The organism is Limnohabitans sp. YIMB22184, assembly GCF_048020265.1.
Taxonomy (GTDB): Bacteria; Pseudomonadota; Gammaproteobacteria; order Burkholderiales; family Burkholderiaceae_C; genus Limnohabitans_A.
This window is the reverse complement of record NZ_CP171843.1, coordinates 1,550,465-1,571,246: the sequence shown is the minus strand read 5'-3', so window position 1 is coordinate 1,571,246 and position 20,782 is coordinate 1,550,465. Positions and strand designations below refer to the sequence as shown.

Sequence of the window (20,782 nt, the reverse complement as noted above, 5' to 3'; positions counted from 1 at the left end):
AAAAAACAACGCAAGGAACTCCTCATGAAAGCAGCCTGGTACACCCAAAACGGCGAAGCCCAAGATGTGATGCAGGTGGGTGAATTGCCCACGCCCAGCCCGCAAGCGGGCGAGGTGCTGGTCCGCTTGGCCTGCTCGGGCGTTAACCCGTCCGACGTCAAATCGCGTCGGGCCAGGCCGCTGACCGACCCGCTGGTCGTGCCGCACAGCGACGGCGCGGGTGTGATCGAAGCCGTGGGCGAGGGCGTGTCGCCCGAGCGCGTGGGGCAGCGCGTTTGGGTTTGGAATGGCCAATGGCAGCGCCCCATGGGCACCTGCGCCCAATACATCGCCTTGCCGGATGTTCAAGCTGTAGCCTTGCCCGATGGCGTCGACTTTGCGGCTGGGGCTTGCATGGGCATCCCTGGTTTGACGGCGGTGCAGGCGGTCATTCTGGCGGAGCGCTTGGCGGGTAATTTGCGTGGGCAAACAGTTTTGGTCACCGGGGCCTCATCGGCTGTGGGCCATTACATCACCCAGATGGTGTGCATGGCCGGTGGCCGCGTGATCGGCACCGTGGGCTCTGAAGCCAAAGCGGCACACGCCCGGGCAGCAGGCATGCAAGATGCGATTTTTTACAAGACCGAGTCGGTCCCTGATCGCGTCAAAGCGCTCACGCAAGGGCGGGGTGCCGACGTCATCATCGACATGGATTTCTCGACCACCGCCCGATGGGCCGCCGAAGGCGCTTTGGCCCCGCATGGCCAAGTGGTGTGCTACGGCTCCAACGCGCTGGACGTCAGCTTGCCGTTTCGCCCCTGGTTGTTCCAGTCCATGGGCGTGAAGTTCTTCCTGGTCTATGACCTGACACCTGCCGACCGAAAGCATGCGGTTGCACGCCTGTCAGACATGCTCGTTAAAAACCAGCTGCAGCACAGCATTGGTGCGCGTTTTGCGCTTGACCAAATTGCCGATGCCCACCGCACCGTGGAAGCGGGGCAGACGGTGGGCAATGTGGTGATTGATTTGTGAGCCAGGCCGCTGCAGGGTTCAGTCCAACGGCCTGAACCCCAGCACGATCACAGGCGGCACCCGGCCATCGCTGTCTTTGGGGAAAACTTCTGTTTTGTCGATGGCCCGCAAGACGGCGTCGTCCCAGGCTCTGTTGCCACTGGTCTGCACGATGCGGCGGCTGGTGATGGTGCCGTCGGAGCTGACTTTGACTTCCACCTCGGCACGCGGGTTGCCCACGACATCACCGGGGTAGGTGATGTTGGGTTTGATGCGGCCCACCAGGCGGCCCGCATAGCTGGCCGATGGGCCAGATGATTTGAGCGCGGTGCCGGTGGCGTTTTCGCCGCCCGAAGCGCCGGCCATGCCTTGCATGCGCTTGAGGTTTTCCTGGCGCAAGGCATCTGCACGGGCTGCATCGGCTTTGTCGGCCTTGGCTTTTTCTGCGGCTTTCTTCTTGTCGCGTTCTTTCTCTTCTTGCGCTTTTTTCTCTTTGGCGAGCTTTTCTTTTTCGAGCTCTTTGCGCCGGGTCTCGGCTTTTTCTTTCTCAGCCTTGGCTTTTTCTTTGGTTGCTTTTTCTTTCTCGGCTTTCAGCTTTTCAGCTTTCTCGGCTTCTCTTTTCTTGTCCAGTTGCTTTTGCTTTTCGAGTGCGATTTGCGCGTCGCGGCGCTCCAGCGCGGGGTCGGGCGGCGGTGGTGTGGGTTTGACGGGCTCGGGCTTGGGCGCAGGCTGGGGTTCGGGTTCGGGTTCTGGCGGGGGTTCTTGCAGTTTGGGGGCCGCAGCTTGCGGTGTGGCGGACCACAGTTCAGCTTCGGCTTGCACTGTTTGCGGCTTGGTTTTCCAAGCGGTGGCCAAGCCCAGGGCCAGGAACAACAAGGCGTGCGCCACCCCCGCCACGACCCAGGCGCGACCCGCGCCGGGTTGGGCCGGTGGCGCAAATTCGAGGTGTGGCGTCGCCTTGGCGTTCAAACCCTTGTCCCTGCTCAAGGTGCCAGTTGAACTGACAGGCCTACACGGGCGATGCCCGCGCGTTGCAGGCTGTCCATGACTTGCACCACGGTTTCGTACTTGACGGTGCGGTCGGCGCTGATGACCACGGCGGTGTTTTGCTCGTCGCCGACCAGGCGTTTCACGCTGGCCGCCACGCTGGGCAGGGTGGCGCTGTCGGTTTTGCCATCGCTCACAAGCTCCAGCCGCTCGTCTTTCTGGATCACGATCTGGATGACTTTGTCGGGCTGCTTGGCGGCTTTGCCCACGCTGGGCAGGTCGACCATGCTGGGCGTGATCATGGGCGCAGTCACCATGAAGATGATGAGCAGCACCAACATCACGTCGATGAAGGGCACCATGTTGATTTCGGCGATGGTGCGGCGACCACGGCCCCGGGATGACACAGCGGGCATGTCGGTCCTTTCAGTGGCCCGAGGCCGAGCTGTTGGCCCCGCCCAGGCTGCGCTGCAGGATGTTGGAGAACTCTTCGATGAAGGTTTCCAGCTTGATGGCGATGCGGTCCACGTCGTGCGAGAAGCGGTTGTAGGCGAGCACGGCCGGGATGGCGGCGAACAGGCCAATGGCGGTGGCCACCAGCGCTTCGGCAATGCCGGGGGCCACGCTGGCCAGCGTCACTTGCTGCAAGCTGGCCAAGCCTGTGAAGGCGTGCATGATGCCCCACACGGTGCCAAACAAGCCCACATAAGGCGAGATGGAACCCACCGAGGCGAGAAAGGCCAGTTGCGATTCGGCCACGTCCATTTCGCGCTGGAAGCTGGCCCGCATGGCGCGGCGTGCACCGTCGAGCAGGGTGCCTGCATCGCTGATGTGGCGTTCGCGCAGTTTTTGGTATTCGCGCATGCCGCTGGCAAAGATACGCTCCATGGGGCCAGACAGCTTGGCGTTTTGGCTGGCCGCGTTGAACAGCTCGTTGAGGCTGGTGCCCGACCAAAACACGCGCTCAAACTCTTCGTTGAGGTTTTTGATGCGTTTGATGGCGGTGAGCTTGCGCACAATGGCAGCCCAGCTAGCCACCGAAATGCTGATCAGAATCAGCACCACCAGCTGGACCACAAAACTGGCGTGCAGCAGCAGCGAGACGATGGACATGTCTTGGTTCATTTCAGGGCTTCCAGAACGGGGGCCGGGATGCGGCCAGGTTTCAAGGTGTGGCTGTCGACCCAGCCCAGGCGAATCGTGCCTTCGGCCAGGAGTCGATCAGCTTGGCCCGCTGTGCGCAGGTAGGCACGCTGGGCAATCGTCAGGCTGGCTTTGCCGCCGCTTTGCAGCTCGGCGGTGACGGCCAGGGTGTCGTCCAGGCGGGCGGGCGAGTGGTATTTGACGGCGGTTTCACTCACGACAAACATGCCACCCGATTCGTCGCGCAACACCTGCTGGCCAAAGCCCAGGGCGCGCAGCCACTCGGTGCGGGCGCGCTCAAAAAACTTGAGGTAGTTGGCATAAAACACGATGCCACCCGCGTCGGTGTCTTCCCAATAGATGCGGATGGGGTGTTCAAAAACGCTGGGGCTCACACCGATGCTGTTCATGGCTGCAACCAGGCTTTGAGGCGGGCGATGGCGGTTTGCAGCTCGGCCATCGAGTTGGCGGTTGAAAAGCGCACAAAGCGGCCGGTCTGGTCGGTGCCAAAGTCGCGACCGGGCGTGATGGCCACATGGGCATGTTCCAGCGCGGCAAAGGCAAAGTCCCAGCTGTCTTTGAGGCCCAGCTTTTGGCAGGCAGCCGTGCAGTCGGCCCAGGCGTAAAACGCGCCATCCGGGGCCACGGGCACGGTCAGCCCCAGCGCGTTCAGGGCCGGGATGAAGTAGTCGCGACGTGCTTTGAATTCGGCGCGGCGGCGTTCGTATTCGGCCAAGCTCTCAGCCTCAAAGCAGGCCAGGGCCGCCTGTTGCGCCACGGTGCTGGCACAGATGAACAGGTTTTGCGCCAGGCGCTCCAGCACGGGCGTGAGTTGCTCGGGCACCACCAGCCAGCCCAAGCGCCAGCCGGTCATGTTGAAGTATTTGCTGAAGCTGTTGATGCTGATGACGTCGTCGCCCAGGGCCAGGGCGCTGTGGCTGAACTGGTCGTCATGGCTCAGGCCCAGATAGATTTCGTCAATCAGGGTGATGCCGCCTTTGGCGCGAACGACTTCCAGGATGCGGGCCAACTCAGCCGGGTCAATGGACGTCCCAGTGGGATTGGAGGGCGAGGCCAGCAAAACACCACGGGTGTGGGGACCCCAAGCATCGGCCACTTTGGCGGCGCTCAATTGAAAGCGTTCTTCAGCCGTTGTGGGCAGCAAGACCGCCGTGCCTTCGGCCGCGCTCACGAAGTGGCGGTTGCAAGGGTAGCTCGGGTCGGGCATGAGGATTTTATCGCCCTGGTCGATCAGTGCCAGGCAGGCCAGTTGCAAAGCCGCCGATGCGCCGGCGGTGACCACGATGCGGCTGGCGGGCACCTGCACGCCAAAGCGCTGCGCGTACCAGCCGCTGATGGCTTGGCGCAGGGCGTCCAGGCCCAGGGCCGGGGTGTATTGGGTTTGGCCGCAGGCGATGACGGCCTGCGCGGCGGCTTGCACGCGGGGCGGTGCGGTGAAGTCGGGCTCGCCAATGTTCAGGAACACCACGGGCCGGTCGGTGTGCGCGACCTCGCGGGCTTTTTGCGAAGCGGCCTTGGCCACCTCCATCACCCAAAAGGGCTCGATCCGCTCGGCTCGCTCAGAGATGCGCATGGGGTCTGGGGTCTTGGGGTTTGCTTCTGGGATGTGGGGTTTATTTGGCGCGGCCGGTTTGGCGGTCGGCCTGCACCTCGGCGCTGCGCAGCTCGGGCGCCAGACCGTTCAGCACGGCGTTCACATATTTGTGGCCGTCGGTGCCGCCAAAGTCCTTGGCCAGTTCGATGCATTCGTTGAGCACCACGCGCCAAGGCACGTCGAGGCAGTGCTGCATTTCGTAGACGCCGATCCACATGATGGCCCGCTCGACGGGGGAGATTTCGGCAAAGCTGCGGTCCAGCTTGGGCGCGATCAAGTCGTCCAGTGCCTGGGCCTGTTCGACACAGCCGTACAGCAGGGCGTCGTAATGGGCCGAATCGGCTTTGTGAAAACCCGACAGGTCGCGTGTGAAGACATCGATGTCAGCCGCTTCGTTGCGGCTCACCAGATGTTGGTACAGCGCTTGCAGCGCGAATTCACGCGAGCGGCTGCGGGCGGGCTTGGCCGAAGATTTGCGCGTGCCAGCAGCAGGCTTTTGGCCTGCGTCGGTGTTGCCCGGTGTGGGGGTGACTTCGGTCATCAGATGTTCTCTTCGTCGTCCAACTCGTCGGCCAACTCGGCCATGTCGGCCGACAGGTCATCCATGATGCAGGCCATCTCGACCGCCACGCGGGCCGCGTCGCGGCCTTTTTCGGTTTGGCGCACGATGGCTTGTTCCAGGTTTTCGGTGGTCAGGATGGCGTTGGCGATTGGCAGGTTGTAGTCGAGTGCCACGCGGCTCACGCCCGCACCGGATTCGTTGGCCACCAGCTCGAAGTGGTAAGTCTCGCCACGGATGATGCAGCCCAGCGCGATCAAGGCGTCGTATTCGGCCCGCTCGGCCATGGCCTGCAGGGCCACGGGCACTTCCAAAGCGCCGGGCACCATGACGTGGTCGATGCTGGTCACGCCCAGGGCTTCAAGTTCTTCGATGCAGGCTTTGGCCAGGGCGTTGGTGATGTCTTCGTTGAAGCGGGCCTGCACGATGCCGATGTGCAGAAATTGGCCGTCGAGTTCTTCGGCTTGGCCTTTGTTGGCTTCGAGCATGGTTATTCCTTAGGGATGTAAGCGGTGATTTCGAGGCCGTAGCCGGTCATGCTGGGCATGCGGCGGGGCTGGCCCATGAGGCGCATTTTGTGCACGCCGCATTCGCGCAAAATTTGCGCGCCCACGCCATAGGTGCGCAGATCCATCTTGCCGCGCTCGGGCGCCTGGGCCGAGCGGGCGCGGCCTTCAAACTGCGCGAGCAATTGGTCTGCTGACTCGCCGCAGTTGAGCAGCACCGCCACGCCGCAGCCTTGGGCGTTGATGTAGCTGAGGCTCGCGTCCAGGCTCCAGGAGTGCATGGCGCGGTTGACTTCGAGGGCATCGAGCACCGACAGTGGCTCGTGCACACGCACGGCCACTTCTGCGTCGGCCGACCATTGGCCTTTGACCAGGGCCAGGTGCACGGTCTGGCTGGGTTGGTCGCGGAAGGCGTGGGCGGTGAATTCGCCATGCGCGGTTTGCAGTGTGCGGCTGCCGATGCGCTCCACCAAAGATTCGTTGCGGCTGCGGTACTCGATCAAGTCGGCAATCGTGCCGATTTTCAGGCCGTGTTCGGCCGCGAAGATTTGCAGATCGGGCAGGCGGGCCATGGTGCCGTCGTCTTTCATGATCTCGCAGATCACGGAAGAGGGGCTGCATCCGGCCATCGCAGCCAGGTCACAACCGGCTTCGGTGTGACCGGCGCGCATGAGCACGCCGCCGTCCACCGCTTGCAGCGGGAAGATGTGGCCGGGCTGCACCAGGTCGTTGGGCTGGCTGGTCTTGGCCACGGCCACTTGCACCGTGCGGGCACGGTCAGCGGCCGAGATGCCGGTGGTCACGCCTTCGGCGGCCTCAATCGACACGGTGAACGCCGTGCTGTACACGGTGCCGTTGCGGGCGGCCATGGGCGGCAGCTTCAAGAATTCGCAGCGCTCGCGGGTGAGCGTGAGGCAAATCAGACCCCGGCCAAATCGGGCCATGAAGTTGATGGCTTCGGGTGTGACGTGGTCAGACGCCAGGACCAGGTCGCCTTCGTTTTCGCGGTCTTCTTCGTCGACCAGGATCACGATGCGACCGGCCTTCATCTCGGCCACGATCTCTTCGACGGGCGAAATCGCCACGGGGGTCAGTTGTGCGGGCGCGTTCATGCGGTGTCTTTCTGGACCAGGCCTGCGCTGAGCATGCGCTCCACATAGCGGGCCACGGTGTCGATTTCGAGGTTGACCCGGCTGCCCGCTTGGAGGCTGCCGAGGGCGGTGTTGTCCACGGTGTGGGGGATCAGGTTGATGCTGATCTCGCAGCCCTCAGCCAGATCGGCCACGCGGTTGACGGTGAGGCTGACGCCATTGACGGTGATCGAGCCTTTGTAGGCGAGGTATTTGGCCAGCGAATGCGGCGCCAGGATGCGCAGCTCCCAGCTTTCTCCGATCTGCTCGAAATGGCTGATTTGGCCCACATCGTCGACATGGCCGGACACGATGTGCCCGCCCAGGCGGTCGTGGGCGCGCAGCGCTTTTTCGAGGTTGACGGTGCCTTCTTGGTCCAGGCCGCTGGTTTTGTCCAGCGATTCGGCCGAGATGTCGATGGTGAACTGACGGCTCTCGGGGTTGAAGGTGGTGACGGTCATGCAAGCGCCATTGAGGGCGATGCTGTCGCCCAGGCCCACATCGTCAAGGTACCCGGCGGGGGCCTCGATGGTGAGGCGCTTGCCGTGGTGTAAAGAGCGACCCAGGTCGTGGATGGCGACGATTCGCCCCACGCCGGTGATGATTCCGGTGAACATAGCTGTGTATTTTCGCAGGTAAAGAGGGTGAATCGGGACGGTTGGCAACAAAAAAGCCCACAGGCGCTCGGCTGCCGACCGCCAGGCTGGTGATCAGGGTAAACCAAGGCACGAAGGCCACACGGCTGTGCCTAGAATGTTGCATTGCAGCAGATTTTTCAATTGCAGTGTCCCCGCAGGAGTTTTCATTGCCGGTCAAGCCCCAAGCCAAGTCGACCCCGTCAGCCCCCAGCGCCAGCGCCTCGGTGCCCAACGCTGTGCGCACCATCAAGAAGTACCCCAACAGGCGCTTGTACGACACGCAAACCTCCACTTATGTGACCTTGGCCGAGATCAAGAAGCTGGTCATGGAGGCAGCCCCCATGGTGGTGGTGGACGCCAAAACCGGTGAAGATCTGACGCGTTCCATCCTGCTGCAGATCATTCTGGAAGAGGAATCCGCAGGCGTGCCCATGTTCAGTGAGGCGGTGCTGTCCAACATCATCCGCTTTTATGGCCACGCCATGCAGGGCCACATGGGCTCTTATCTGGAAAGCCACGTCCAGTCCTTCATGGACTGGCAAAGCAAGCTGGGCGAGTCCAGCCCGGCGCTCAGCCCAGAGGTGTGGGCGCAGTTCATGCAGTGGCAAACGCCTTTGATGCAGAACATGTTTTCCGGCCTGGCCAATCCCTCGCAAAACGTCATGGCGCAAATGCAGGAGCAGATGCAAAAGCAGATCCAGAAGAACACCGAGCAGCTTCTGGGTGTGATGGGTTTGAGGACTTGATGGGCGCTGCATGCCCTTTTGTCACAGGCCGGTCGTTTTTGCGGGGACAATGCGGGCATGAGTGAAATGACCGCTACCCCCCCTGTTCTCGCCCCCAAAGTGGGCTTTGTCAGCCTGGGCTGCCCCAAAGCGCTGACCGACTCCGAACTGATCCTGACCCAACTGAGTGCCGAGGGCTACCAGACCTCCAAGACGTTTGAGGGCGCTGACCTGGTCATCGTCAACACCTGTGGCTTCATTGACGAAGCGATTCAGGAGAGTCTGGACACGATTGCCGAGGCCTTGAACGAGAACGGCAGGGTGATCGTGACCGGATGCCTGGGCGCCAAAACAGGCGAGGGCGGCGGCAACATGGTGCGCGAAATGCACCCCAGCGTGCTGGCTGTGACTGGGCCGCACGCCACGCAAGAGGTGATGGACGCGGTGCACACCCACCTGCCCAAGCCGCACGATCCGTTTCTGGATTTGGTGCCCGGTGGCTTTGGCGAAGCAGGCCTCAAGCTCACGCCGCGCCACTATGCGTATTTGAAGATCAGCGAAGGCTGCAACCACCGCTGCACCTTTTGCATCATCCCGTCCATGCGGGGCGACCTGGTCTCGCGCCCGATTGGCGATGTGCTCAAAGAAGCCAAAGCGCTGTTTGAGGGCGGCGTGAAAGAGCTGTTGGTGATTAGCCAGGACACCTCGGCTTATGGCGTGGATGTGAAATACCGCACCGGTTTTTGGGACGGCAAACCGGTCAAGACCCGCATGCTGGAGTTGGTGCAGACCTTGGGCGAGATGGCCCGCGAGCACGGTGCCTGGGTGCGCTTGCACTACGTCTACCCCTATCCGAGCGTGGACGACATCATCCCCTTGATGGCCGAGGGCCTGGTCTTGCCTTATCTGGATGTGCCGTTTCAGCACAGCCACCCCGATGTGCTGCGCCGCATGAAGCGCCCGGCCAGCGGCGAAAAAAATCTGGAGCGTATCCAGCGCTGGCGCGAACTGTGCCCTGAGTTGGTGATTCGCAGCACCTTCATTGCCGGTTTTCCGGGCGAGACCGAAGAAGAGTTTGAGCACCTGCTGGGCTTTTTGCGCGAAGCGCAGATTGACCGCGCGGGGTGTTTTGCCTACAGCCCGGTCAAAGGCGCGACGGCCAACGACTTGCCCGGCATGCTGCCCGAGGCACTGCGCGAAGAGCGCCGCGCCCGCTTCATGGCGGTGGCCGAAGAGGTGTCGATTGCCCGCTTGCACCAGCGCGTGGGTGCGACCATGCAGGTGCTGGTGGACAGCGCCCCGGCCATGGGCCGTCGTGGCGGGGTGGGGCGCAGCTTTGGCGATGCACCCGAAATCGATGGTGTGGTCCGTTTGTTGCCGCCCGAGAAAATGAGCAAAACCCTCAAGGTGGGCGAATTCACCCGCGCCCGCATCGTCAGCGTGGAAGGACACGACCTGGTGGGGGTGCCGGTTTGATGTGCTGCGGTGCATCGCTGGCCAGCCTTCGGGCGGCCCGCGTGCGCCATGCGTTGCACGGTTCGAGTGCCGAGACAAGTGTTTCAGGCAACAAAAAAGCCGTTGATCAGAAATCAACGGCTTATTGTGTTTTGAACTTATCTGATTCGATAAGATTGGTGCCCAGAAGAGGACTCGAACCTCCACGATGTTACTCGCTAGTACCTGAAACTAGTGCGTCTACCAATTCCGCCATCTGGGCGCCTCAGGAATAAAAGGATTGTATATCAAAAAAGTAGCGCCACCCAGCGGCTTGCTGGAAGAAATTGAAGGAAGTGTTCAAGGACACCGCGATGGCCACGGATTTTTGATCCGTGACAACGGCGAGTCGGACATTTATCTGTCACCCAACGAGATGCGTGCCGTCTTGCACAAGGACCGCGTCAAGGTGCGCATCGTGCGCCAGGACCGCAAGGGTCGCCCCGAGGGCCGCATCGTCGAGATTGTCGAGCGCCCAGAGCAGCCCATCATCGGCCGCTTGTTGCATGAAGGCGGCTTGTGGCTGGTGGCGCCTGAAGACAAACGCTATGGCCAGGACGTGATGATCCCCAAGGGTGCGACGGGCACAGCCAAGCCGGGCCAGGTGGTGGTGGTCGAGTTGACCGAGCCGCCAGCCTTGTTCGGGCAACCGGTGGGCCGTGTGAAAGAAGTGCTGGGTGAAATCGACGACCCGGGCATGGAGATCGAGATTGCCGTGCGCAAGTACAGCGTGCCGCACGAATTTTCTGCTGGCTGTCTGGAGCAGGCCAAAGGCCTGCCCGACAAGGTGCTGGCCAAGGACCGCAAGGACCGGGTGGATTTGCGCGATGTGCCGCTGGTCACGATCGACGGTGAAGACGCCCGCGACTTTGACGACGCCGTGTATTGCGAACCGGCCAAGGTGGGGCGTGGCAAGGGCTGGCGTTTGCTGGTCGCCATTGCCGACGTGAGCCACTATGTGCAAACCGGCAGCGCGATTGACATCGATGCTTACGACCGCGCCACCAGCGTGTATTTCCCGCGCCGCGTGATCCCCATGCTGCCCGAAAAGCTATCTAACGGCCTGTGTTCGCTCAACCCGGATGTGGACCGTTTGTGCATGGTGTGCGACATGCTCGTCAACGCCAAGGGCGATGTGCACGCCTACCAGTTTTACCCGGCGGTGATGCACAGCCATGCGCGTTTCACTTACACCGAAGTCGCGGCCATTTTGGCCAACACCCGCGGACCGGAAGCGGCCAAACGCAAGGAGCGTGTGACCGACCTGATGAACCTGCAGGACGTGTACAAGGCCTTGCTGGCTTCACGTGCGGTACGGGGTGCGGTGGACTTTGAAACCACCGAAACGCAAATCGTTTGTGACGAAAGCGGTCGCATTGAAAAGATCGTGCCGCGCGTGCGCAACGAAGCGCACCGTCTGATTGAAGAAGCCATGCTGGCGGCCAACGTCTGCAGCGCCGACTTCATCCAGCAGGGCAAGCACCCCGGCTTGTTCCGGGTGCACGAAGGCCCCACGGCCGAGAAAAAAGACATCCTGCGCAATTACCTCAAAGCCCTGGGTCTGGGCATGGGCATCACCGACGATCCGCACACCAGCGAGTTCCAGAAAATCGCGCTCGCGACCAAGGACCGCCCGGACGCGCAGCAGATCCACACCATGCTGCTGCGCTCGATGCAGCAGGCCATCTACACACCGGTCAACAGCGGCCACTTTGGTTTGGCCTATGAGGCTTACACCCATTTCACCAGCCCGATCCGGCGCTACCCGGATTTGCTGGTGCACCGGGTCATCAAGGCGATTTTGCTGGACCGCAAATACACGCTGCCCAGCTTGCCCGTGCCGGGCGAGGCGCATGCCAAGCTGAGCAAACGGCTGGAGAAAAGCCGTGCGGCCAAGGGCGATGCGCCCGAGTCGTCTGCACCACGCGTGCGCATGTCGGCCGCCGACCAGCGCGCCTGGGAGGCTGCGGGCTTGCACTGCAGCGCCAACGAACGCCGAGCCGATGAGGCCAGCCGCGATGTGGAAGCCTGGCTCAAGTGCAAATACATGCGCGAGCATTTGGGTGAGGAGTACAGCGGCGTAGTGTCTGCGGCCACCAGCTTCGGCATCTTCGTGACGCTGGACACTTTGTATGTCGAGGGGTTGGTGCACATCACCGAGCTGGGGGGGGAGTATTTCCGCTTCGACGAGTTGCGCCAGGAGTTGCGCGGCGAACGCACCGGCATCCGCTACGCCATTGGCAGCCGGGTGCAGGTGCAGGTCAGTCGGGTGGACCTGGACGGCCGCAAGATCGACTTCCGGCTGGTGACAGCGGGCGACGATTTGGTGCCGAGGGCCATGCGCGACAAAGGCCTGTCGGCACCGAATGAGGGCGGGCGAGACAAAAAGCGGGGTACCCAGGATCGACGTCAGGCGGATGCCGAGCGCAACCGTTCGCCCATCCAGGCGCTTAAGGCTTCGGTGAAAAAAGGGGCCGCTAAGAAAAAAGGCGCGAGGACCACCAAGCCCCGGCGCTGAGGCGGTTCATGTCAGTCGCTGCTTAGGCCAGCCGCCGTGCCAGTCGGCTGGCGGTGAGTGTCCCGCCTGTTGGCCAGTCATCGGCCACTTGGCCGTGCTGCGCCACGGCTGCGCAGGCTGCCTCGAAGGGGTTTGGGCCTTGCGCCAGACGTGCGCCCACCAGTCCGGCCAGCACATCGCCCGTGCCGCCAATGGCCAACCGGCCGTTGCCCGTGATGTTGATGCGCGGCGTTTGTCCCGGCGCGGCGATCACGGTGCCCGAACCCTTCAGGACCACGCTGCATTGGAAGCGCTCGGCCATCTCCTGCGCTGCTTTCAAGCGGTCGCTTTGTACCTGCTGCGTGCTGCAGCCCAGCAGTCGGGCAGCCTCCAGCGGGTGGGGTGTGATCACGGTGGATTGTCTTGAGCCCCGTTGGTGCAGCGCGTTTTGCAGTACGCTGTCTCGCGCCACGGCGTTGAGGCCATCGGCGTCCAGCACCAGACAGGCGCTGCGCTGCAGCACCTCGGGCAAGACCGCCTCCACAGCGGTGCCGCCGCCGCAGCCGCACACCACATGCAGTTTTTCCAGCTCCAGCCGCTTGAATTCGCGTTGCATCACATCGGGCGGTGCGCTGTCGCAGGCGTGGCCGGACAGCAGGCTCAAAATGACGCGCCCGGCACCTGCGTGCAAGGCGGCGGTGGCCGCCAAAATGGCTGCGCCGCGCATGTCCATGCCGTGTGGGGCCATGCCTTCGCCACCGATCACCGCCACATCGCCGTGGCTGCCTTTGTGGCTGGCGTGGCGTTTGGGTGTTCCTGGGTAGGGGGCATTGAGCCAGGCCAGTGGCGGCACACGGTGCTGGCTGGCTTGGTAGCCCAGGTTTTCGAGCCAGATTTGGCCACTCGCATCGCGCCCATGCGCCATGAGCAGGCCGGGCTGCACCGCGATGAGGCTCAAGGTGTGTGTGGCCTGCACGGCCAAATTGTCTGCGCTGTCGCCGCTCAGCCACTGGCCGGATTGCGGATTCAGCCCGGTGGGCACGTCGATGGCCAGCACCGGAGCTGCGCCCTTTTGCATGGCCAGCACGCAAGCCTGCAAGTCAGCACCCAAGGGCCGCGTGGCACCGATGCCCAACAGGGCGTCGATGCACAAATCTTCCGCAGCCATTTGCTGCAACCATTCCTTGGGCACGTCAGGCTGAATGCGCACGCCCGCTTGTTGCGCCCGTTGCAGGGCGGCCTGGGCATCCGCTGGGCCCTGGCCGGGTAAGGCCATCAGGCTGACCACCACTTCTTTGCCCCATTGGTGCAGGTGCAAAGCGGCTTCCAGACCGTCGCCCCCGTTGTTGCCCGGGCCAGCCGCGACCCAAACGCGCTGGGCATGCGGCGCCACGGCCAGGGCCAGCCGGGCGCAGGCCAGGCCCGCGCTTTGCATCAACGGCGTGGGGCTGAGGGCTTGCAGCGCAGGTTCGAGCTGCTGCACCTGCGCTGGCCCCATGATGGGCCAGGCGTGTGAGCGGCTCAGGGGTTGCATGGCGTCAGTGCTGTTGCAGCAAGGGTTCGAGCAGCAAGGCCAATTGCAAAATGCTGTCGTCGTGCATGGCCGCGTGCCATGCCATCAAGCCCACGGGCAGCTCGCCCGGCGCATGGCAGGGCAGGGAGATGCCGCAGCCATCGAGTGTGTTCACGGCGCTGGTATTGCGCAACAGCAGGCCGTTGACCCGGAAAAACTCGGCATCGCGCTCGGCACCCGGGGCCACGGCGCTGATTTGCGGGCCTGTGATGGGTGTGGTGGGGGAGAGCACGGCGTCGTAACCCACCAGGGCCATTTCCACGCGGCCAATCCATTGCCGACGGGCCTGCACCAAATCGATGTACTCGTGGGCTTTCATGCCCGAGCCGCGCATCAAGCGTTGCAGTACGCGCGGGTCGTAGCGTTCGCCTTCGCGCTCGATCAACGCACGGTGCCAGGCATAACCCTCGGCCGGGCTGAAGCCGCCCGTGCTCATCATGGGGGCCAGCTCGTTCAACTCGGTCAGGTTGATCTCATCGATGCGTGCCCCTGCCGCCCTCAATGTGTTGAGGCTGCGCTCAAAAGCCTGCGTCACCGTGGCATCCATGCTGTCCTGCATCAGGCTCTTGACGACCGCCAGGCGGTAGCCGGAGAGAGGACGCCGCCCTTGTGGAACACGCCTGGCCGAGAGCACTTCGTGGGCCAAAATCGCGTCGCGCACCGTGCGTGTCATGGCGCACACGGTGTCGAGCGTGGTGGACAGGGGCAGAGCGCCTGTGGTGGGCACCAGGCGGGCGGTGTTTTTGAAGCCCACGATGCCGTTCAAGGCGGCGGGCACCCGGATGGAGCCGCCCGTGTCCGAGCCTAGGCCGATGAAGGCGGCACCCGTGGCCACCGACACGGCCGCGCCCGAGCTGGAGCCGCCGGGCGCATGGGGCAGCCCGGGGGTGCCGACAGGCTGTTCATGAAGGCCGTCCCAGGCGGCAGGCGTGCCGTGGTGGGGGTTGTTGCCCACGCCCGAAAAGGCAAACTCAACCATGTTCGTGCGCCCGATCAGGCCCGCGCCTGCAGCCCGCAAACGCGCCACGGCTGCACAGTCTGCGACCGCAGGGGGCTGATTTTTCAGAACGACCGAGCCAGCCTGGGTGATCTGCCCTTGAACATCAAACAGGTCTTTGACGGATACCGCAAGGCCAGCGAGTGGGCTTTGGGTCACTTGAGGCTGCTTGGCTGTTTGTTGCAGCGTCTCGGGGGTCAGTTGCATGAAGGCATGCTGGCAGGCGGTGCTTTGAGCCGCGGCCAGACAAGCTTCTGCAACGGCCTGGGGGTGGGTGGAGCCAGCCCGGATGGCTTGCCGGGTGGCGATCAGGTCAGCTTTCATGGGAGAGGGCGCTTTCTGGTGGGTCAGGATGCTATAATCCTAAGGCTATGCAGAGCTTGGGCGCTGTCTTTTGAGTGTCATGTCGAACATGATGCCCAAACAATGACCTGAATTCGGCAAAGTCCATCCGCGAACCCGTCCCGTCAAGGTGTTGCGCTCCCTGTTTTACAGGCTGTGCGCGATCAGTGGACCGGGTTTTAGACCTAACCTTTGGAGTATTCATATGTCCGTTACCATGCGCGAAATGCTGGAAGCCGGTGTCCACTTCGGTCACCAAACTCGCTTCTGGAACCCCAAGATGGCCCCGTTCATCTTCGGCCACCGCAACAAAATCCACATCATCAACCTGGAAAAATCGCTGCCGATGTTCCAGGACGCGATCAAGTTCGCCAAGCAGTTGTCTGCCAACCGCGGCACCATCCTGATGGTGGGCACCAAGCGCCAAGCCCGTGAGCTGGTGGCTGCAGAAGCCCAGCGCGCTGGTGTGCCTTTCGTTGACCAGCGCTGGTTGGGCGGCATGCTGACCAACTTCAAGACCGTCAAGACCTCGATCAAGCGTCTGAAGGACATGAAGGCTCAGCAGGAAGTCGGTCTTGACAGCCTGAGCAAAAAAGAACAGCTGATGTTCAAGCGCGAGATGGAAAAGCTCGAAAAAGACATCGGTGGTATCCAGGATATGGCTGCTTTGCCTGATGCGATTTTTGTGATCGACGTCGGCTACCACAAGATCGCCATCTCGGAAGCCAAGAAGCTGGGCATCCCATTGATCGGTGTGGTGGACTCCAACCACTCGCCCGAAGGCATCGACTACATCATCCCCGGTAACGACGACTCGGCCAAGGCCGTGGCTTTGTACGCCCGTGGCATCGCCGACGCGATCATTGAAGGCCGTGCCAATGCGGTCAACGACGTGGTCAAGGCCGTGACCGAAGGCGCTGACGAATTCGTCGAAGAAGCCAACGCTTCTGCCTGAGTTCCCAAGACTCGATGAAAGGGGCTTTGTGGCCCCTTTTTTTTAATTTGACTTTTAGACTGAATACGGAGAAATCAAATGGCTGCAATTACCGCAAGCATGGTCGCTGAACTGCGCGCAAAAACCGACGCCCCCATGATGGAGTGCAAAAAGGCCCTGACCGAAGCCGAAGGCGACATGGCCAAAGCCGAAGAGTTGCTGCGCGTCAAGCTGGGCACCAAGGCTGGCAAGGCCGCTTCGCGCGTGACCGCCGAAGGCGTGGTGACCAGCTTCGTGAGCGGCACCACGGGCGCCATGATCGAAGTCAACTGCGAAACCGACTTCGTGACCAAGAACGACAGCTTCCTGGCTTTGGCCAACGCCGCTGCCAAGCTGGTGGCCGAGCACAACCCTGCCGACATCGCTGCTTTGGGCGAGTTGCCTTACAGCCAGGACGGCTTTGGCCCCACCCTGGAAGAAGTGCGCAAGGGCCTGATCGGCAAGATCGGCGAAAACATGAGCTTCCGCCGTTTCAAGCGTGCTGCGGGCGGCGCCAAGATCGCCAACTACCTGCACGGCACCCGCATTGGTGTGTTGGTCGAGTACGAAGGTGACGAGACCGCCGCCAAAGACGTGGCCATGCACGTGGCCGCCATGAAGCCTGTGTCCTTGACCAGCGCCGAAGTGCCTGCCGAGTTGATCGAAAAAGAGCGCTCTGTCGCTGCGGCCAAGGCCGCCGAGTCCGGCAAGCCTGCCGACATCGCCACCAAGATGGTCGAAGGCTCGGTGCAAAAGTACCTCAAAGAAGTGTCTTTGTTCAACCAGTCCTTCGTCAAGAACGACAAGCAGACCGTCGAGCAGATGCTCAAGGCCGCAGGCACCACCGTCAAGACATTCACCTTGTACGTGGTGGGTGAAGGCATTGAAAAGAAAGTCGACGACTTCGCTGCCGAAGTGGCCGCGCAAGTGGCTGCTGCCCAAGGCGCAGCCTGAGTTCGTACACCTGTTGATTTGCCCATCCATCTTCACCATTGAAATCCAAGGAGCCCGTCATGTCTTCAGCCAAGCCAGCCTATAAGCGCATTTTGCTCAAGCTGTCGGGCGAAGCCCTGATGGGGGACGACGCCTTCGGCATCAACCGCGCCACCATCGTGCGCATGGCCGAAGAGATCGCCGAAGTCACCCGCTTGGGTGTGCAGGTGGCGGTGGTGATCGGTGGCGGCAACATCTTCAGGGGTGTGGCGGGCGGCTCGGTCGGTATGGACCGCGCCACCGCCGACTACATGGGCATGTTGGCCACGGTGATGAACTCCTTGGCTTTGGCTGATGCCATGGACAAGGCGGGTCTGACGGCCCGCGTCATGTCGGCCATCGGCATTGACCAGGTGGTTGAGCCTTATGTGCGACCCAAGGCCTTACAGTACCTCGAAGAGGGCAAGGTGGTGGTGTTCGCAGCGGGTACGGGTAACCCTTTCTTCACCACCGATACCGCTGCGGCTTTGCGCGGTGCCGAAATCGGTGCCGAGATGGTGCTCAAGGCCACCAAGGTCGATGGTGTTTACACGGCCGATCCGAAAAAAGACCCCTCTGCCACGCGTTACAGCGAAATCAGCTTCGATGAGGCCATTTCGCGCAATCTGGGCATCATGGACGCCACAGCCTTTGCTCTGTGCCGAGACCAGAAACTGCCGATCAAGGTGTTTTCGATCATCAAGAACGGCGCTTTCAAGCGTGTGGTTCTGGGCGAGGACGAAGGCACCCTGGTTTATGCTTGAGCCCGTTCTGACGAGGAGAACCCCATGACCATTGCAGACATCAAGAAAACCACCGAAACCAAAATGGAGCAATCCATTGCGGCGTTCAAGAACAATTTGACCAAGATTCGCACCGGGCGTGCCAATCCGGCCCTGCTCGACACCATCCACGTGGATTACTACGGCTCGATGGTGCCTTTGTCGCAAGTGGCCAACGTGTCCTTGATGGACTCGCGCACCATCAGCGTGCAGCCTTGGGAAAAAGGCATGGGTGCCAAGATCGAGAAAGCCATTCGCGAAAGCGATCTGGGCCTGAACCCCGCCTCTATGGGCGATTTGATCCGCGTGCCCATGCCGCCCATGAGCGAAGAGCGCCGCAAGGAGATGACCAAGCTGGCCCGCACCGAAGGTGAGAACGGCAAGATCGCGATCCGAAATCTGCGCCGCGATGCCAACGAATCGGTCAAAAAGTTGGTCAAAGACAAGGAAGCGTCCGAGGACGATCAAAAGCGTGCCGAGGCCGAAATTCAAAAGCTGACCGACAAGCGCATGACCGAGATCGACCAGTTGGTGGCTGCCAAAGAACAAGAGATCATGGCGGTTTGAGTGTGAATTTGGTGCCGTGGCTTCACACGGTCTGACGGGCCGCCCAATTGGCGGCCTTTTTTATTCAGCGGCCTTTTTTCTGGAGAACCCGTGCTCAAACAACGCGTCATCACCGCCCTGGTCTTGCTGGCCTTGCTGCTGCCCGCTTTGTTTGCGGTCCATCCTTGGCCCTTCATGGCGCTCACGATGGTCCTGATTACCGCAGGTGCTTGGGAGTGGGGTCGGCTCAACGGCATGCCCGCAGTTGGAGCATGGTCGGGCGCCTTGCTTTGTTTGCTGGCTTGCGCTGCTGCCGTGCAAATGGGTTGGGCTGAACGCACCCCACCATGGGTTTGGCTGCTGGCGGGAGCGCTGTGGGTTTTACTGGGCAGCTGGATGATTCAGCGCGGCGTGCCAGGCTGGGCGCTATGGCCACGTTCTGTGCGCTGGTTGGGTGGAGTCGTGCTGCTGACCCTGGCCTGGGTGGCGATGGCGCAAGCCCATCAACGAGGCGTCAATTTCTTGTTGTCTGTTTTGGTGTTGGTGTGGGCGGCCGATGTGTTTGCCTATTTTTTTGGCAAGGCGCTGGGTGGTCGTTGGATCAAGACCAAGCTGGCGGCCAGCATCAGCCCCGGCAAGAGCTGGGAGGGGGCTTTGGGCGGCATGTTGGGGGTCTTGTGTGTGGCCGCGGTCTGGGTTGAGGTGGACCGTCGCTGGGCCCTGCAGGATCTGAGCTTTTATTCCATGCTGTGGGCCAAAGGCTGGTGGGTGACCTTGCCCTCCTTGTTGTTCATGTCCGCCATGAGTGTGGTGGGCGACTTGGTGGAGTCGCTGGTCAAACGCAGCGCGGGCATGAAAGACAGCTCAGGCTTGCTGCCGGGTCATGGCGGTGTTCTGGACCGCGTGGATGCCTTGCTGCCGACATTGCCTTTGGCGATGATGTTGATTTCTTGGATTTGAAACGAGAGCGGACCCCATGTACACCCCCCAACGCATCACCATCCTGGGCTCTACGGGCTCCATTGGCAAGAGTACTTTGGATGTGCTGGCGCGGCACCCGCAGCAGTTTTCGGTTTATGCCTTGACCGCATCGACCCAAGTGGACTTGATGCTGGCGCAATGCGCGCAATTCAAGCCCGAAGTGGCCGTCATGGTCCAGGAGGACGCAGCCCGTTTGCTGGCGGACAAGCTCAAGGCCGAAGGTTTGCGCACCGAAGTGCGTTGGGGCGCTGCGGCGCTGGACGAGGTGGCCTCTGTCGAGCCCGTGGATGCGGTCATGGCGGCCATTGTTGGCGCCGCAGGGTTATCGCCTTGTTTGGCTGCTGCGCGTGCTGGCAAGAAGCTGCTTTTGGCCAACAAGGAAGCCCTTGTGGTGGGCGGCGAGGTGTTTTTGTCGGCCGTGGGCGAGGGTGGGGCGGTGTTGCTGCCGATCGACAGCGAGCATTCGGCGATTTTCCAATCCTTGCCTGAAGACCCTGCCACCTGGCAGCGGCGTGTTCACAAAATCATCCTGACTGCGTCGGGTGGCCCTTTTCGCGGGCGAGAGCCGGGCAGCCTCAAGGACGTGACCCCGGAGCAGGCCTGTGCCCACCCCAACTGGGTGATGGGGCGCAAAATTTCGGTGGATTCCGCCACCATGATGAACAAAGCCTTGGAAGTCATCGAGGCGCGGTATTTGTTTGGGCTGGCACCCGAACAGCTGGAGGTGGTGATCCACCCCCAAAGCGTGATCCACTCCATGGTCCAGTACAAGGACAACTCTGTGGTGGCCCAGTTGGGCACGCCCGACATGCGGGTGCCCATTGCCTACGGCTTAAGCTGGCCAGAGCGCATGGTTTCGGGTGCTTCTGCACTGGATTTCCATGCCTTGGCCGCCATGACCTTTGAATCCATGGACGGGCATGGCCATCCGGCGCGTTTTCCAGGTTTGAAGCTGGCCTGGGCCACTCTGCAGGGCGCACCAGGCAGTTGCGCCGTGCTCAATGCCGCCAATGAAATCGCGGTCGACGCGTTCTTGAACCGTCGCATTCGGTTTGACCAAATTCACCATGTGAACGAAGAGACGCTGGATGCCGTGGACACCGTCCGACCAGAAAACCTGGGGGACTTGCTGGCCATTGACCGCCAAAGCCGGGAGGCAGCCCGGAGGGTGCTTGGCCGGCTCGGGTAAGGGGCGCGATCCGCCTGCTGCGTACCGTTTTCGGCGTGTATTATCTTGGCTTCACGGTGTCAAGCGCTGTGACCCTGTTTTTCAGGCGAAAATGCTGTGCTGGCTGTCCTTTGGCGGTGTGCAGATTGGGTTTTTTCAAATGG

General features: G+C 62.0%; 21 protein-coding genes and 1 tRNA gene. 10 read left to right on the top strand and 12 right to left on the bottom strand.

Going from position 1 to position 20,782, the window contains the following annotated elements; all coding sequences use genetic code 11:
* Positions 1-24 precede the first annotated feature (24 nt).
* Positions 25-1,011: an NADPH:quinone reductase gene (locus tag ACHEXL_RS07415; RefSeq protein WP_416558688.1), complete on the top strand. Its 987-nt coding sequence runs from the start codon at positions 25-27 to the stop codon at positions 1,009-1,011.
* Positions 1,012-1,029: 18 nt separating this feature from the next.
* On the opposite strand, the gene tolA is transcribed toward ACHEXL_RS07415, so the two are convergent.
* Genes tolA through ACHEXL_RS07370 form a run of 9 tightly spaced genes read right to left on the bottom strand, consistent with a single transcriptional unit; the run spans position 1,030 to position 7,547 of the window.
* Entirely contained in the window at positions 1,030-1,977 is a 948-nt protein-coding gene (gene tolA / locus ACHEXL_RS07410) for a cell envelope integrity protein TolA (protein ID WP_416558686.1), read from the bottom strand.
* On the bottom strand, positions 1,974-2,393 hold the full coding sequence (locus tag ACHEXL_RS07405; RefSeq protein ID WP_416558684.1) for a biopolymer transporter ExbD: 420 nt from the start codon (positions 2,391-2,393) through the stop codon (positions 1,974-1,976). Before ACHEXL_RS07405 ends, tolA begins: the two co-directional genes overlap by 4 nt.
* Before the next feature lie 10 nt (positions 2,394-2,403).
* Positions 2,404-3,102: a protein TolQ gene (gene tolQ, locus ACHEXL_RS07400; protein WP_416558682.1), complete on the bottom strand. Its 699-nt coding sequence runs from the start codon at positions 3,100-3,102 to the stop codon at positions 2,404-2,406.
* Positions 3,099-3,530 (bottom strand): tol-pal system-associated acyl-CoA thioesterase, encoded by a 432-nt coding sequence (gene ybgC, locus ACHEXL_RS07395; RefSeq protein ID WP_416558680.1) that lies wholly within the window; start codon positions 3,528-3,530, stop codon positions 3,099-3,101. The genes tolQ and ybgC overlap by 4 nt, the downstream gene beginning before the upstream one ends.
* On the bottom strand, positions 3,527-4,714 hold the full coding sequence (locus ACHEXL_RS07390; RefSeq protein ID WP_416558678.1) for a pyridoxal phosphate-dependent aminotransferase: 1,188 nt from the start codon (positions 4,712-4,714) through the stop codon (positions 3,527-3,529). Before ACHEXL_RS07390 ends, ybgC begins: the two co-directional genes overlap by 4 nt.
* Positions 4,715-4,754: 40 nt before the next feature.
* The gene (gene nusB / locus ACHEXL_RS07385) at positions 4,755-5,276 is read right to left on the bottom strand and encodes a transcription antitermination factor NusB (protein WP_416558676.1); all 522 of its coding nucleotides are present in this window, start codon (positions 5,274-5,276) and stop codon (positions 4,755-4,757) included.
* Positions 5,276-5,782 carry a 6,7-dimethyl-8-ribityllumazine synthase gene (gene ribH, locus ACHEXL_RS07380; protein ID WP_416558674.1) on the bottom strand — a complete coding sequence of 169 codons (507 nt, stop codon included), beginning with the start codon at positions 5,780-5,782 and terminating at the stop codon, positions 5,276-5,278. Before ribH ends, nusB begins: the two co-directional genes overlap by 1 nt.
* A 2-nt stretch (positions 5,783-5,784) precedes the next feature.
* On the bottom strand, positions 5,785-6,912 hold the full coding sequence (gene ribBA / locus ACHEXL_RS07375; protein WP_416558672.1) for a bifunctional 3,4-dihydroxy-2-butanone-4-phosphate synthase/GTP cyclohydrolase II: 1,128 nt from the start codon (positions 6,910-6,912) through the stop codon (positions 5,785-5,787).
* Entirely contained in the window at positions 6,909-7,547 is a 639-nt protein-coding gene (locus ACHEXL_RS07370; RefSeq protein ID WP_416558670.1) for a riboflavin synthase, read from the bottom strand. Before ACHEXL_RS07370 ends, ribBA begins: the two co-directional genes overlap by 4 nt.
* 188 nt (positions 7,548-7,735) lie before the next feature.
* Between ACHEXL_RS07370 and phaR the strand changes: the two genes are divergently transcribed.
* Both phaR and rimO read left to right on the top strand, forming a co-directional pair.
* A complete protein-coding gene (gene phaR / locus ACHEXL_RS07365) occupies positions 7,736-8,314 on the top strand; it encodes a polyhydroxyalkanoate synthesis repressor PhaR (RefSeq protein WP_416558668.1) in 579 nt (192 codons plus the stop codon).
* Between the two features lie 57 nt (positions 8,315-8,371).
* Positions 8,372-9,769: a 30S ribosomal protein S12 methylthiotransferase RimO gene (rimO, locus tag ACHEXL_RS07360; protein WP_416558666.1), complete on the top strand. Its 1,398-nt coding sequence runs from the start codon at positions 8,372-8,374 to the stop codon at positions 9,767-9,769.
* A 156-nt stretch (positions 9,770-9,925) separates the two neighbouring features.
* Here the strand turns inward: rimO and ACHEXL_RS07355 are convergent.
* Positions 9,926-10,010 (bottom strand) — tRNA-Leu (locus tag ACHEXL_RS07355).
* Positions 10,011-10,028: 18 nt separating this feature from the next.
* On the opposite strand from ACHEXL_RS07355, the gene rnr reads away from it, so the two are divergent.
* Complete coding sequence (rnr, locus tag ACHEXL_RS07350) at positions 10,029-12,305, top strand: ribonuclease R (protein ID WP_416558665.1); 2,277 nt, start codon at positions 10,029-10,031, stop codon at positions 12,303-12,305.
* A 22-nt stretch (positions 12,306-12,327) separates the two neighbouring features.
* Here rnr and ACHEXL_RS07345 read toward each other — a convergent pair whose 3' ends face one another.
* Both ACHEXL_RS07345 and ACHEXL_RS07340 read right to left on the bottom strand, forming a co-directional pair.
* Positions 12,328-13,818: an NAD(P)H-hydrate dehydratase gene (locus ACHEXL_RS07345; RefSeq protein ID WP_416558663.1), complete on the bottom strand. Its 1,491-nt coding sequence runs from the start codon at positions 13,816-13,818 to the stop codon at positions 12,328-12,330.
* A gap of 4 nt (positions 13,819-13,822) precedes the next feature.
* Positions 13,823-15,178 carry an amidase gene (locus ACHEXL_RS07340; protein WP_416558661.1) on the bottom strand — a complete coding sequence of 452 codons (1,356 nt, stop codon included), beginning with the start codon at positions 15,176-15,178 and terminating at the stop codon, positions 13,823-13,825.
* A 223-nt stretch (positions 15,179-15,401) separates the two neighbouring features.
* On the opposite strand from ACHEXL_RS07340, the gene rpsB reads away from it, so the two are divergent.
* The 6 genes from rpsB (at position 15,402) to ispC (ending at position 20,639) form a co-directional block, all read left to right on the top strand.
* A complete protein-coding gene (gene rpsB, locus ACHEXL_RS07335) occupies positions 15,402-16,151 on the top strand; it encodes a 30S ribosomal protein S2 (RefSeq protein WP_108362815.1) in 750 nt (249 codons plus the stop codon).
* A gap of 78 nt (positions 16,152-16,229) precedes the next feature.
* Entirely contained in the window at positions 16,230-17,123 is an 894-nt protein-coding gene (tsf, locus tag ACHEXL_RS07330; protein WP_416558658.1) for a translation elongation factor Ts, read from the top strand.
* A 59-nt stretch (positions 17,124-17,182) separates the two neighbouring features.
* Positions 17,183-17,905: a UMP kinase gene (pyrH, locus tag ACHEXL_RS07325; RefSeq protein WP_416558656.1), complete on the top strand. Its 723-nt coding sequence runs from the start codon at positions 17,183-17,185 to the stop codon at positions 17,903-17,905.
* 24 nt (positions 17,906-17,929) lie between these two features.
* On the top strand, positions 17,930-18,490 hold the full coding sequence (gene frr / locus ACHEXL_RS07320; protein ID WP_416558655.1) for a ribosome recycling factor: 561 nt from the start codon (positions 17,930-17,932) through the stop codon (positions 18,488-18,490).
* Positions 18,491-18,580: 90 nt separating this feature from the next.
* Positions 18,581-19,429, top strand: a complete 849-nt coding sequence (locus ACHEXL_RS07315; protein ID WP_416558654.1) for a phosphatidate cytidylyltransferase — start codon at positions 18,581-18,583, stop codon at positions 19,427-19,429.
* A 16-nt stretch (positions 19,430-19,445) separates the two neighbouring features.
* Complete coding sequence (gene ispC / locus ACHEXL_RS07310; RefSeq protein ID WP_416558653.1) at positions 19,446-20,639, top strand: 1-deoxy-D-xylulose-5-phosphate reductoisomerase; 1,194 nt, start codon at positions 19,446-19,448, stop codon at positions 20,637-20,639.
* Positions 20,640-20,782: the final 143 nt, after the last annotated feature.

Bases quoted from the DNA above. Each gene is read 5' to 3' on its own strand.
- ACHEXL_RS07415 (WP_416558688.1), top strand. From the start codon at position 25: ATGAAAGCAGCCTGGTACACCCAAAACGGCGAAGCCCAAGATGTGATG.
- ACHEXL_RS07405 (WP_416558684.1), bottom strand. From the start codon at position 2,393: ATGCCCGCTGTGTCATCCCGGGGCCGTGGTCGCCGCACCATCGCCGAA.
- tolQ (WP_416558682.1), bottom strand. From the start codon at position 3,102: ATGAACCAAGACATGTCCATCGTCTCGCTGCTGCTGCACGCCAGTTTT.
- ybgC (WP_416558680.1), bottom strand. From the start codon at position 3,530: ATGAACAGCATCGGTGTGAGCCCCAGCGTTTTTGAACACCCCATCCGC.
- ACHEXL_RS07390 (WP_416558678.1), bottom strand. From the start codon at position 4,714: ATGCGCATCTCTGAGCGAGCCGAGCGGATCGAGCCCTTTTGGGTGATG.
- nusB (WP_416558676.1), bottom strand. From the start codon at position 5,276: ATGACCGAAGTCACCCCCACACCGGGCAACACCGACGCAGGCCAAAAG.
- ribH (WP_416558674.1), bottom strand. From the start codon at position 5,782: ATGCTCGAAGCCAACAAAGGCCAAGCCGAAGAACTCGACGGCCAATTT.
- ribBA (WP_416558672.1), bottom strand. From the start codon at position 6,912: ATGAACGCGCCCGCACAACTGACCCCCGTGGCGATTTCGCCCGTCGAA.
- ACHEXL_RS07370 (WP_416558670.1), bottom strand. From the start codon at position 7,547: ATGTTCACCGGAATCATCACCGGCGTGGGGCGAATCGTCGCCATCCAC.
- rimO (WP_416558666.1), top strand. From the start codon at position 8,372: ATGAGTGAAATGACCGCTACCCCCCCTGTTCTCGCCCCCAAAGTGGGC.
- ACHEXL_RS07345 (WP_416558663.1), bottom strand. From the start codon at position 13,818: ATGCAACCCCTGAGCCGCTCACACGCCTGGCCCATCATGGGGCCAGCG.
- ACHEXL_RS07340 (WP_416558661.1), bottom strand. From the start codon at position 15,178: ATGAAAGCTGACCTGATCGCCACCCGGCAAGCCATCCGGGCTGGCTCC.
- rpsB (WP_108362815.1), top strand. From the start codon at position 15,402: ATGTCCGTTACCATGCGCGAAATGCTGGAAGCCGGTGTCCACTTCGGT.
- tsf (WP_416558658.1), top strand. From the start codon at position 16,230: ATGGCTGCAATTACCGCAAGCATGGTCGCTGAACTGCGCGCAAAAACC.
- pyrH (WP_416558656.1), top strand. From the start codon at position 17,183: ATGTCTTCAGCCAAGCCAGCCTATAAGCGCATTTTGCTCAAGCTGTCG.
- frr (WP_416558655.1), top strand. From the start codon at position 17,930: ATGACCATTGCAGACATCAAGAAAACCACCGAAACCAAAATGGAGCAA.
- ispC (WP_416558653.1), top strand. From the start codon at position 19,446: ATGTACACCCCCCAACGCATCACCATCCTGGGCTCTACGGGCTCCATT.